The organism is Mesorhizobium sp. M0276 (genome assembly GCF_040321755.1).
Classification (GTDB): domain Bacteria; phylum Pseudomonadota; class Alphaproteobacteria; order Rhizobiales; family Rhizobiaceae; genus Mesorhizobium.
On sequence record NZ_JAMYSC010000023.1, the window covers coordinates 50,939 to 63,004 of the forward strand.

Consider the following 12,066-nt stretch of genomic DNA (forward strand, 5'->3'; position numbering starts at 1 on the left):
CCCGTATCGTCACGGCGATGGCGCGTCAACGCGATCACAGCCCGACACACCCTCAGCGAAGGCCCACTTGGCCGCTAAAAGTAACGCTCAAGGTTCGAGCGAATGCGATCAAGAACGGTATCCCCGGAAAGGTCGGGAGTGAACTCCTTGCCCGTGATCGACTCATAAGCCTGCGCATAGACCTTGGAGGCCTGTTCGACGATCTCGTCGGGTATCTCAGGGATAGGGTCGCTGTAAGGATCGCACCTAGCCGACACCCAAGAGCGGATGAAATCCTTGTCGAAGCTCTCCGGCCGGCTGCCGCTGGCGAGCGCCTGTTCGTAACTCGCCGCGATCCAGTACCGGCTGCTGTCGGGCGTATGGATTTCGTCGGCAAGAATGATGGTGCCGTTCCTATCGGTGCCGAATTCGTATTTCGTGTCGGCGAGGATGAGGCCTCGTTCGGCAGCGCGCTGCTGGCCGCGAGCGAACAGCTGTAAGGCATAGCTCGATACGATATCCCACTGCGCCTTCGTGAGCAGGCCCTGTTCAAGGATCTCGGCTTTGGACAGAGGCTCGTCGTGACCACCATGCAAAGCCTTGCTGGTCGGCGTGATGATCGGCTCCGCCAGCTTTTCATTGTCGCGCAGCCCGTCCGGCAGGCGCATCCCGTACATCTCCCGTTCGCCGCGACGATAGCGCGTCAGGATCGAGGTGCTGGTGGTTCCCGCCAGATAACCACGCACGACGATCTCGACCGGCAGGATGTCGAGCCTTGTGCCGACGACGACGTTCGGGTCGGGATATTCCAGGACATGGTTCGGGCAGATATCGGCGGTTTCCTCGAACCAGTACCGAGCCGTCTGGGTGAGGATCTCTCCCTTGTATGGGATCGAAGTCAGGATGGTGTCGAAGGCGCTGAGGCGATCGGTTGCGATGATGATGCGCCTGCCATCCGCCAAATCGTAGTTTTCGCGGACCTTGCCGCTGTAGTGGCCCGGCAGCTCGGGAATGAACGCGTCAGGAAGGGTCCGCATATGATTTCCTGCCTTCCGCAGATTGGCTAGGGCATGATTCCGAAAAGTTGCAGACTTTTCGGAAAAAATCATGCGCCAAAGTAATGCCATCGCATAGGCCGTCGAGCCGGTGCATATCAAGCACGATTGTCCGGAATCCCCTCGAACCCGACCATTTCGACGGTCGCTTTTTTCACAACTGATGCCGGAAGGCACGGCGACGCGGTGAACCCATGGCGTCTAGGCTGCGCCAGATTTCCGGCGCCGCCCAAACCAATCGTGCAGACCCATCATGCAGACCTATGATTTCATCATCGTCGGCTCCGGCTCGGCCGGCTCGGTCCTGGCCGACAAACTCTCGGCCTCCGGGCGCTTTTCGGTGCTGGTGCTGGAGGCCGGCGGCACCGACCGCCGCTTCTACGTGCAGATGCCGCTCGGTTACGGCAAGACCTTCTTCGATCCTGATGTGAACTGGAACTATAAGGCCGAGCCGGACCCGGGCCTTGCCGGCAATGCCGACCACTGGCCGCGCGGCAAGCTGCTCGGCGGCTCGAGCTCGATCAACGCCATGGTCTGGATCAGGGGCGCGCGCGAGGATTTCGACGCCTGGCGCGACGCCGGCAATCCCGGCTGGGGTTATGACGACCTGCTGCCCGCCTTCAAGGCGCTCGAGGACAACCAGGCCGGCGCAGACCAATGGCGCGGCGTCGGCGGCCCGCTGCACATCACCGACTGTGCCGACGCCGTCCACCCGCTGACCAGGCGCTATCTCGCTGCCGGCCAGCAGGCCGGCCTGGCGCTCAACCCGGATTTCAACGGTGCCGTCCAGGAAGGCGTCGGCGTCTACCAGATCTCGACCCGCAACGGCCGCCGGATGTCGGCGGCGCGCGCCTTCCTGCGTCCGGCAACGAGGCGCGCCAATGTCCGCGTCGAGATGAACGCGCTGGCGACCAGGGTCCTGTTCGAGGGCAAGCGCGCCGTTGGCGTCGAATATCTGCAGAACGGCGAGACGAAGACGGCGAGCGCCGGCCGCGAGGTCATATTGTCGGGCGGTTCGGTCAACTCGCCGCAATTGCTGCAGCTGTCCGGCGTCGGCCCGTCCGCTCTGCTTGGGGAACTGGGTATTCCCCTCGTTCACGCCAACGAAAATGTCGGTGCGCACCTGCAGGACCATGTCGGCATCAATTACACCTTCAAGGGCCGGCTGCCGACGCTCAATCAGATCCTGCGTCCGTGGTGGGGCAAGCTGCTGGTCGGCATGCAATACATCCTGACGCGTTCGGGCCCGCTGTCGCTGTCGATGAACAATGCCGGCGGCTTCTTCCGCACCGACCCGGCGGCCAGCCGGCCCAACATGCAGCTCTATTTCCAGGCCTTCTCAACCGTCATTCCCAAGAGCGGCGAGCGCCCGATCCTGACGCCGGATCCATGGCCGGGCTTTTCCATCGGCCTGTCCAATTGCCGCCCGTCCAGCCGTGGCGAGATCATGATCCGCTCCAGCAACCCGCGCGACTACCCCAAAATTGTCGCCAATGCCTACTCCACCAATGCCGATGTCGAGGAGATGCTGGCAGCGGTGAAATTCGTGCGCAAGATCGCCTCGATGCCCGCCATGGCCGAGATCATCGAGGAAGAGGTCCTGCCCGGTCCGTCGATCACCTCCGACGCCGATCTGATCCAGGATTTCCGAAAACGCTCGGGGACCGTCTATCACCCGGTGTCGACCTGCCGCATGGGGCCGGATCCCGCGCGCGCCGTCGTCGATCCGCGTCTCAAGGTGCACGACGTCGAAGGCTTGCGCGTCATCGATGCCTCGATCTTTCCCGACAACATCACCGGCAACACCAACGCCGCCTCGATCATGACCGGTTGGAAGGGCGCCGAGCTGGTTCTGGAGGACCAAAGATGAAGATCACCGACGTCAAGACCTGGGTTGTCGGCAACCCGCCGCCCGGCATCGGCGGCAAGTATTTTATCTTCGTCAAGCTCACCACAGACGGCGGCGTGGTCGGCTATGGCGAGGCCTACAACGCCACCTTCTCGGCCCATGTCACGGCGAGGATGGTCGAGGACATGGCCGAGCGGTATCTCGTCGGCCGCGATCCGCACGACATCGAGAGCTTCTTCCGCCGCGCCTATTCCTCGGGTTTCACCCAGCGCCCTGATGTTTCCGGCATGGGTTGCTTCTCGGCGCTTGAGATGGCCTGCTGGGACATTGTCGGCAAGGAGGCCGACAAGCCGGTCTACAAACTGCTCGGTGGCCAGGTGCACGAGACGCTGCGCTCCTACACCTATCTCTACCCGCACACCGGCAGCGTTCATTCCGAGGACGCGCACGGCAAGAACGTCTATAACGACCCCGATCTCGCCGCGGCCTGTGCGCTCGAATATGTCGAGCAGGGTTTCAATGCCGTCAAGCTCGATCCAGCTGGCCCCTACACTGCCTTTGATGGCCACCAGCCGCGGCTTGTCGACATCGACTTGTCCACCCGTATGGTCAAGGCGATCCGCGAGGCTGTCGGCACGCGCGCCGACATCCTGTTTGGCACGCACGGCCAGTTCACCGCCTCCGGCGCACTACGCATGGCGCGCGCCATCGAGCCTTATGATCCGCTTTGGTTCGAAGAGCCGGTGCCGCCTGATATGCCAGAGGTCATGGCCCAAGTGGCTCGCGCGACCTCGATCCCGATCGCCACCGGCGAACGGCTGACGACCAAATTCGAGTTCGCCCGCGTCATCGAGAACCGCGCGGCGACCATCCTGCAGCCGGACCTCGGCCGCTCGGGCGGCATCCTCGAAACCAAGAAGATCGCCGCCATGGCGGAGGCCTACCACATCCAGATCGCGCCGCATTGCTATTGCGGACCGATCGTCGGTGCCGCCAACATCCAGTTGGCGGTGACGCTGCCCAATTTCCTCATCCTCGAATCCTTGAAGCAGTGGGACGGGTTTCATGCCACGCTGCTGAAGAAAAAGATCGAGTGGCAGGACGGCAACGTCATCCCGTCGAAGGAGCCCGGCCTCGGCGTCGAACTCGACGAGGCGGTCTGCGACGCGCATCCCTACACGGGCAAGGAACTGCATCTACAGATGATGCAGACGCCGCTGATGCCATGAGCGAAAGCTACGCCTTCATCGGCCTTGGCCATCTCGGCGGCAATCTTGCCGCCAGCCTGATCCGCAACGGCTTTTCCGTGACCGTCTTCGACCGTGATCCCGCCGCTGTCGAGCGCCTCGTTGCACTCGGCGCCTCCGCTGCGAACAGCCCCGCCGACGCCGCCGCACGGGCCGGCAACGCGATCACGTGCCTGCCGTCGCCGAAGGTCAGCGAAGCGGTGCTGGCCGGCCCCGGTGGATTGCTCGAGGGCCTGCCGCAGGGTGGCACCTGGATCGAAATGTCCACCAACGGCCGCGACGAGATTCTTCGCCTCGCTGCCCTCGCTTCGGCCAAGGGCGTCGAGACGCTGGAATGCCCGGTCACCGGCGGCGTGCACCTGGCGGCGGTCGGAAAGATCACCGCGTTGGTCGGCGGCGATGCGGCGCTCTACGAGCGTCATCGCCCGGTGATCGAAGCGATGTGCGCGAAGTCCTTCCTGATGGGACCAATCGGGTCGGCGGCGGCGATCAAGGTCATCACCAACATGCTCGCCTTCATCCACCTTGTCGCCGCCGGCGAAGCGCTGATGCTGGCCAAACAAGGCGGTCTCGACCTCGCCCAATCCTACCACGCCATCGTGGCCTCCTCCGGCAACAGCTTCGTCCACGAGACCGAAAGCCAGCTCATTCTCAACGGCTCCTACGACATCGGCTTCACCATGGATCTGGCGCTGAAGGACCTTGGCTTCGCTCTCGCTATGGGCGAACAGTCAGGCGTGCCACTCGACCTCGCGACGCGCGTCAATACGATTTTCGAACAGGGCAAGGCTGCCTATGGCGGCAGCGCCTGGTCGACCCAGATCGTCAAGTTGCTGGAAGATGCCGTCGGCACCGACCTGCGTGCCCCTGGCTTTCCGGCCAAACTAGCGATCTGACGCCATGCAGAAAACCAAGCGATTTCAAGATGTTGGATGGGCGGGCGAATCCATCTGAATCAACCCGTTAACGACTTGATTCAGTATCTGAGCGTCAGCGCGCCGGGCAGGATCTCGAAGGTCGCGGGTATGCGTCCGGGCGACTCGCCGTCTATATCGACCAGCGCGCCGTTCTTCTCCACATCGCCGAGCGGCTCGACCACGACTTTCCTGCCGCGCAGGATGGTGATCGCTGGATGATTGCGGTGCCGGCCGCCATAGAGCAGGCGGATGTCCCAGATCAGCTTCAGCTTGCCGGCGGCGCGCAAGATAACGATGTCGAACTGACCGTCGGTCAAATCGGCATCTGGGGCGATCATCATGCCGCCGCCGAAGAATTTGCCATTGGCAACCGCAACCAGCGCCATGCGCGCCTCGACCGGGGCGCCGTCATCGACGGTGATCCTGACGTCCTGGAAGCGGTAGCGGATGAATTCGACCACGGTGCGCCACAGGAACAGCGCCTTGGCCGACATCCTGCCCTTGCGCTTGTCGGCATTGACGGCACGGTCGGTGGCGCCGGACAGCCCCAGGCTGGCGATGTTGATGAAGTGGCGGCTGGCCAGCGCGCCATGATCGTCGATGTAGCAGATGCGGCCGGCATCGACCTTGCGCGCCTTGGCTTCAGCGATCCGCTTCAGCACCGCGTCCACCTCTTTCGGCAGGCCGAGGCCGCGCGCAAAATCGATGCCGGCGCCGCACGGCAACAGACCGAGTTCGGTCGTCCTGCCGCCCTCCTGGATCGCCTGCAGCAGCCCGTCGGCCACTTCGCTGGCGGTGCCGTCACCACCGGCAGCGATCACCAGATTGAAACCTTCAGCCGCAAGATCGAGCGCCAGCCTTTCTGCATCGCCTTCGGCCTGCGTTTCGCGCAATTCGAATTCGCCGAAATGACTTTTCAAGGATGCCGCGACATCGGGCCAATGCCGTTTCAGCCGGCCGCCGCCGGCAATCGGATTGAGAACCACCCCGACTTTCAAAAGCACCCTCCCGCAAAGACATCGAAGCGCTCGGCACCTCGAATCCTTTGCCGGCATTGAAGCCCGCACCGGTCTGCAGGGCAAGGCCGAATGTCTACCGATGCCGCCCACCCTATGACGGATCGGAAAATCGCATTCTGCTTGGTTGGTCCCCGATAATCCCGCTATCCACAGGCCCTTGGCCATTTCGCAAAGCCCTTACCCACGTTAAGTTAAACCCATCTCAGGCGGCTACCGATCGCCCAGCCGAAAGGCGAAGTGAAAGGCAGATTTCCTGAGGCCCGTACGGACCGAAGCGAGAGCAGGCTTGCCTGTTTCGAGGGTCGGAGCCGAGACCTACGGGGCCGCGGAAAGCGTGCTAACGCCGACGGCGGACCGATGCTGCCATGAAGGACGGCAAAAACCTTCGATGGTGCGCAGGGCAAAGCTCGCAAGGGTGGCGACCGGCGTGGTCCCGAACGGACGCTACTTTCGGGTGGCGGACTGGCAGGACCGTCAAAATCAAGGCCGGCAAGGCGCGACGACTTTACGGAAGTTGCTGCCGCGACCGTGTCCTGATCTGACAGGGAGGCGCTGGGAGAAATCCCGGCGCCGACTGTTTTTTGTCCCCATATTTTTACGGTGTTTTCGGTTGGGGCTGCAACCGGCGGTAAAATCGGCTAACGTTCGGCGTCACTCGGAGGGGGATACTTCATGACGTTGATCCAGAAGCTTGCCGTTGCCTATGCCTTCCTGTTCTTCGGCGTCGTCGCCATCGGCTACATACCGGCATTCAACGATGCCAACGGCAATCTGTTCGGCCTGTTCTCGCTGCAATGGTATGACGATCTGCTGCACGCCTTCTCCGGCGTCTGGGCGTTGGCCGCCGCCTTCATCTCGCACCGCCAGGCGGTGTTCTATTTCAAGCTGTTCGGTTCGGTCTACCTGTTCGACGGCGTGCTCGGGCTGATCACCGGTTCCGGCTGCCTCGATGCCGGCATCTTCATCAACGGCTTCCGCTCCCTCAACGACATCGAATTTCCGGCCCGCTTCTTCGCCAACCTGCCGCACGTCGTTATTGGCGGCTTCGCCGTCTATGTCGGCTTTTGGCTGGCAAAGCGCATACACGACCACTTCGCCACGGCCTGATCGGCCATGTTCCTGTTTCGCTGGCTGAAGCGCATCATCAAGACGATCCTCTGGCTGATCGTCATCGTTATCCTCATCCCGATCGCCGGGCTGAGCTATGGCTTCCTGACGACGTCGTCGCTCGACAAGACGCCGCTGCCCGGCATTGCCGACGGCGCTCCGCCCAAGGCGCTGGCCGACAAGGTCCGCGCCGAGATTCCCGGCTACCAGCGGCCGGAGGAATCGACCTTCCTCACCTACCCGGAATGGGCGATCGTCTACGCCGCGCGCGAATATGCCGGCTTCGTCGACAAGGACCAGCCGAGCGGCTTCCCCTACTGGTCCTATGTCGGCCGCTTCTGGCAGGACTACGCCATGGTGATCCGCGCCGGCTCTCCCTACAAATTCAACTACGCCAACCACCAGATGCTGGTCATCATCGGCACCAGCCACTCGATCGAGCATATCCTTCAGTGGGCCTATGAGAACACGGTCGGCCGCATCACCGAGGCGATATCAGGCAAGCGAACCGCCGCCGACATCTATCAGGCCAAGATGGCGGCCGACTATGCCGCCTTCCTCGATCAGGTGCCGTGGTACCAGTTCCCCTATGCCGAAAAGCGCGCCGGCCTGTTTGCCGTGCAGCCGGCGCCGGGCGACAGTTCCATCCGCACCAGCGAACGCAAGCTGGCATTCGGCCTCGCCGACACCATCAAGCAGGCCTATGCCGACCTGATCAAAAAGGCACTCGCCGCCACGACGAACCCGGCCTTCCTCGATATCCATGTCTGGGCCAAGGGGCCGGTCGGAGAAGCCACTCGCGACGAGTCGGACACCTTGCTCGAACGCGACATGGGTGCCGACGGCGCCATCTTCGTCACCAAGCGCTATCAGGTGTTCACCGACATGATCCCACGCCTGATCGACAAGGGCGTCTCCTTCGTCGAGATCGGCGGTAACGACGAGATCATGGTCACCATGCTCTCCACTGACTCGATTGCCATCCCCGAAAGCATGCGCATCCTGTTCAGCTATCCTCTGCCGGCCGATCCGGCAACGCGCCGCACCGGCATGGTTGTCGCCGTACGCAAGCTGCATCTCGTGCTGCCGGCGCTGATCAAGTCGGGAGCCAGGCTCGAACATGTCTATGACTACTGAGACGATCCGGCCACGTTCCGCAAAGATCGGCTATCGCGAGCGCCCCGCCACGCTCATTCCACAATCGCGGCCAAATCCCGCCTTGTTCGCGCGCGATGGAATGTTGCATGCACCTGAATGAGCTGCCAGGGAGCCATCTCGAAGGGACGAGACCGTGATCAAGACCGCCCTTGTCGCCATGACCATCGTCGGCTGCGACTGCGACAGCTTTGCGAATATATCGGCGAGACGCCGGCCAAGTGGTCGACCGTCGCCGAGTGCGAAGCGGCGATGAAAAGCCAGATGCTGCACGAGCGGAATTTCAACTATCCGCTCGTCTCCGGCATCTGCCGCACCAAGGGCTCGTCGTCCTCCTCGCAGCTGGCCGCGACCGCGTCGCGCCCGGAATTGAAGCCCGCCAGCCGGGTTGTCAGGACCGAAAGCCCGTTGCCGCCCGAATTGAGCCACCGGCCGAGCGTCACGGTTGGTTCGCCGACGACGGCCATGGAAGCGGACGCCGCCCGGCCCGTCGCCTATGAACAAGTGGTCGATGGCGGAACCGGCGTGCTCTATCGCACGAAGAACGGCTACGCCGTGGTCAAGACCGATCTCGGCCGCGCCGCCTCAGCAACCGCCGACGCCGCGAAACGCTCTGTGAACTGGCTGGCCGGACTGGTGCCGAAGGGCCTGTAATCCCGCAAGCGTCTCGGTTTGACGACCGCAACATGCGGCATCCTATCGTCGCACCGGGTGTCCGTGATTAGGCAGGCACATAGGTCAACCTGATCACGTCATCGCCAATCAGGTCGCTGGCCACAAAGCGAAGCGGCGGCCGCGGGCCGGCGAAGAATGGCTTACCATGACCAAGCACGAACGGATGGAGGTAGAGTTGGTACGCATCGATAAGACCAAGGTCGGTCAGGCTTCGTGCCAGGTTTGGTCCAGAAACTGAAATCTCCCCAGCGAGTTGGGCCTTAAGCCCACGTATCACCGCCTCGACGTCGTCCGCGACAAGGGTGGCGTTGGGGCCGACCGACTTCAGCGTGCGCGACACAACCCATTTCGGTTGGCTCCGCCACGCCGCCGCGAATTCACGCGCCTCCGCGCCCCACTCTGGACTGTCTTCGTCCCAATAGCGCATCACCTCGTACATGCCGCGACCGTACACACTGCCGCTCAGGTTGCGCACTTGCTCTATCCAGTGCCGAAAGATCGTGGGCCCTGACGGCATTTTCATGTGGTCGACGTAGCCGTCGAGGGACTGGTTCATTCTGAAAATGAGCTTCGCCATGCTGTAAGACCTCCAATTCAGGATCGTCAGAATACCTTCGGGCGCCGTTACGCAAAAGTGTGGACCCCAGCCGAGATCCAAACTGAGAGGCGATCCTAGCCCCCCTGCAATTTAACTTTCAGGCTCTGCCAGAACTTGTCGATCAGCGGCTTTTCGGTCGCCACGTCCTCTTCGGCAATGCGGGTGATGAACAACAGCCCATGTTCGGCAACGCCGAAGCCGACGATCTCGAAATCGGCCGTGTCAGTGCGTGTCTTCACCTGAGCGCGAATGCCGGTCAATTCCTTGCCGTCGGCGAGCTTGCGCGTCGTCGGCTGCTGCGTCAACTCAGCACCGGCCTGCACCGATTCCTTGGTCATCTCCTGCAGCATCAGCTGGTTGAGCGACACCGGATTCATCTTGCCGTATTCCTGGACGATGACGATGGTACCCAGCGCCGAGGCCATCAGATACTGCGTGATATTCTCGCCGAGGTCGGACTTGGTCACCGAAATGTCGCTCGGATGGACAAAGGAGAAATCGCTGCCGGAAAAGGTGGCGAAGTCGTTGCGCTCGAGCGTCACCTTGCTCTTTCTGCCGCCGGGCAGCGTCATGCTTGTGCTCTCGCCGGGATCGATATCGACGGTCACGCCGTCGATGGTCAGCTTGAAAGCCTTGATATCCTCGGCCTGGACCGGTCCAGCGCACAGCGCAATGAGGGTGAGTGCCGCCGCCGATACCATCCGCATGGGTTGTTCTCCTGCTTTTTATGCCACCCCGCTCAGCGCCTTGATGGCACGGTAGAAGGTCGAGGAAAACAGTTCCGTCGGGTCATATTGCCGCTTTGTCGCCAGGAAGGCCGGCAGTTCAGGATAGGAAGCCAGCAACTCCTTGGCCGTATAATGCAGCTGGTAGGGCAGGAAGAACCGGCCGCCATATTTGATCGTCACATCGATCAGCGCCCGGGTCAGCGCCCGCATCTGCGCATTGCCGTCGGCATCGGTCGGCTGGTTGATGTAGAGCACCAGCGAATAGGCCGGCTCCGGCGCATAGGTCAGCGCCACATCCTCCTTGTGGACGACGCGCACCGAGGCGTTGAGCACCGGCAGCGACTGGTTGCGCAGGATCTCGCGGGCTTCCGTGATGAATGGATTATACGCGGCGCGTGGAATAAAATATTCGTGCAGAATGTCGGTCTCATCCAAAAGATCGTTGAACAGATACGGTACTGAATCGTGCATCGGGTTGTTGCGGGTGACGAGGCAGGCCTCGCCTTCGGCCATGGCCGAGGTGCGCGCCACCGTGCAGCTTTCGAATTTCGGCTCCAGCGTCTTTTCGGTGAACCACTTCAGTTCCTGAAACAGGCTGCCCCATTTCGCCATGTTGATGATCACGCGCTTCAGCCCGACCGAACCCGGCTCGCCGATCGCGGGCTGATCCGCCGGCGGCTGCTCGGCCACCTTGTCATAGCGGTAGACGATCATGTCCTCGAGGAAATTGCCCGGCGCCGTCGACAGATGGCCGTAAAACAGGCCGATCGCCCTGTTCGGCTCCAGCACCTCGGCAAAAAATCTTGGGAAATCGTCCGATTTGATGATTTCACGCGAGGTACGGTAGACGGCATTGTCGACGATATCGAGCGTGGCTTCCAGTACCACGCCGAACAGGCCGTAGCCGCCGACGACGTGGCGGAACAGGTCGGTGTTCTCGCTCAGCGAGCAGGTGGTCACCGAGCCGTCGGCCAGCATCACCCGCATCGAGCGGATCGAACTCGCCACCGAACCCGCTTGATGGTCCATGCCGTGCGCGTTGACCGACAGCGAGCCGCCGACCGAGAAGATGTCGGTGGACTGCATCGCCTTCACCGCGAAGCGCGGATGCAAGAGGTTCTGGATGTCGTGCCAGCGCGCGCCCGGCTGCAGCGTCATGGTCTTCGCCGCGGCGTCGACGGTCACCTTGTTGAATTTTCTGAGGTCGAGTACCAGCGCATTGTCGTCGAAGGCATGCCCGCCCATCGAATGGCGGATGGCCGCCAGCGAGACCTTCAAGCCATTGGCGCGCGCGAAGGCCAGCGCCTTGGCGATGTGCTCTTCCTCGCTGACTTCCACCACGCCATAGACCGGCGTCTGCGACAGGCCGCTGGCATCGTTGATGTCGCCGCCCTTTGCCGACCAGGGCAGCGATGCGTCAAAGGCCGGCGCATTCTCCAGCGACTTCAGCGGCAGCGCGATGCCGTCGATATCGGCGATGCGGCCTGCGTTCTTCGGTCCCAAAGGCCCGCGCGCCAGCCGTGCCACGGTGTTGCCGCCCCACAGCACCGCGCCGCCAACGACAGCCGCACCGAGTAGCAATCGCCGCGACAGCCGAAACCCTTTTTGTTGCCCAGCCATGGATATCCCCCATTGGCCAAGGGATAGCGCGGCCTCCTGGCAAAAACCATAGCGGTCGGTCGGAAGAGCGTTCCGCCAGAAAATCGATATGAATTATGGTCGGCCCAATTACGCCAA

Annotated in this window: 10 protein-coding genes and 1 pseudogene; 6 read left to right on the top strand and 5 right to left on the bottom strand. The window is 62.3% G+C overall.

Annotated elements, in window-relative coordinates; genetic code table 11:
- Nucleotides 1–74: 74 nt before the first annotated feature.
- Nucleotides 75–1,016, bottom strand: coding sequence for a phosphoribosylaminoimidazolesuccinocarboxamide synthase (locus NKJ01_RS19135; protein WP_352730124.1), 942 nt, complete (start codon nucleotides 1,014–1,016; stop codon nucleotides 75–77).
- A 271-nt stretch (nucleotides 1,017–1,287) separates the two neighbouring features.
- Between NKJ01_RS19135 and NKJ01_RS19140 the strand changes: the two genes are divergently transcribed.
- The 3 genes from NKJ01_RS19140 to NKJ01_RS19150 are packed head-to-tail and all read left to right on the top strand — an operon-like array spanning nucleotide 1,288 to nucleotide 5,026.
- The gene (locus tag NKJ01_RS19140) at nucleotides 1,288–2,904 is read left to right on the top strand and encodes a GMC family oxidoreductase (RefSeq protein ID WP_352730126.1); all 1,617 of its coding nucleotides are present in this window, start codon (nucleotides 1,288–1,290) and stop codon (nucleotides 2,902–2,904) included.
- Nucleotides 2,901–4,112, top strand: coding sequence for a mandelate racemase/muconate lactonizing enzyme family protein (locus NKJ01_RS19145; RefSeq protein ID WP_352730127.1), 1,212 nt, complete (start codon nucleotides 2,901–2,903; stop codon nucleotides 4,110–4,112). The genes NKJ01_RS19140 and NKJ01_RS19145 overlap by 4 nt, the downstream gene beginning before the upstream one ends.
- Nucleotides 4,109–5,026, top strand: coding sequence for an NAD(P)-dependent oxidoreductase (locus NKJ01_RS19150; protein ID WP_352730129.1), 918 nt, complete (start codon nucleotides 4,109–4,111; stop codon nucleotides 5,024–5,026). Before NKJ01_RS19145 ends, NKJ01_RS19150 begins: the two co-directional genes overlap by 4 nt.
- Nucleotides 5,027–5,106: 80 nt before the next feature.
- Here NKJ01_RS19150 and NKJ01_RS19155 read toward each other — a convergent pair whose 3' ends face one another.
- Complete coding sequence (locus NKJ01_RS19155; protein ID WP_352603395.1) at nucleotides 5,107–6,045, bottom strand: diacylglycerol/lipid kinase family protein; 939 nt, start codon at nucleotides 6,043–6,045, stop codon at nucleotides 5,107–5,109.
- 693 nt (nucleotides 6,046–6,738) lie between these two features.
- Here NKJ01_RS19155 and NKJ01_RS19160 point away from each other — a divergent pair.
- From NKJ01_RS19160 to NKJ01_RS19170, 3 genes and pseudogenes are all read left to right on the top strand, one after another.
- Nucleotides 6,739–7,173 (top strand): DUF4383 domain-containing protein, encoded by a 435-nt coding sequence (locus NKJ01_RS19160; RefSeq protein WP_352730131.1) that lies wholly within the window; start codon nucleotides 6,739–6,741, stop codon nucleotides 7,171–7,173.
- 6 nt (nucleotides 7,174–7,179) lie between these two features.
- Nucleotides 7,180–8,310 (top strand): hypothetical protein, encoded by a 1,131-nt coding sequence (locus NKJ01_RS19165; protein ID WP_352730133.1) that lies wholly within the window; start codon nucleotides 7,180–7,182, stop codon nucleotides 8,308–8,310.
- Between the two features lie 154 nt (nucleotides 8,311–8,464).
- Nucleotides 8,465–8,982 (top strand): annotated as a pseudogene (locus NKJ01_RS19170) (hypothetical protein).
- Between the two features lie 67 nt (nucleotides 8,983–9,049).
- On the opposite strand, the gene NKJ01_RS19175 reads toward NKJ01_RS19170, so the two are convergent.
- The 3 genes from NKJ01_RS19175 to NKJ01_RS19185 all read right to left on the bottom strand — a co-directional run bounded on the left by NKJ01_RS19175 (nucleotide 9,050) and on the right by NKJ01_RS19185 (nucleotide 11,949).
- A complete protein-coding gene (locus NKJ01_RS19175; RefSeq protein ID WP_352603400.1) occupies nucleotides 9,050–9,580 on the bottom strand; it encodes a dihydrofolate reductase family protein in 531 nt (176 codons plus the stop codon).
- A gap of 95 nt (nucleotides 9,581–9,675) precedes the next feature.
- Nucleotides 9,676–10,308: a hypothetical protein gene (locus NKJ01_RS19180; RefSeq protein ID WP_352730135.1), complete on the bottom strand. Its 633-nt coding sequence runs from the start codon at nucleotides 10,306–10,308 to the stop codon at nucleotides 9,676–9,678.
- A gap of 18 nt (nucleotides 10,309–10,326) precedes the next feature.
- Nucleotides 10,327–11,949, bottom strand: coding sequence for an FAD-binding oxidoreductase (locus tag NKJ01_RS19185; protein WP_352730137.1), 1,623 nt, complete (start codon nucleotides 11,947–11,949; stop codon nucleotides 10,327–10,329).
- Nucleotides 11,950–12,066: the final 117 nt, after the last annotated feature.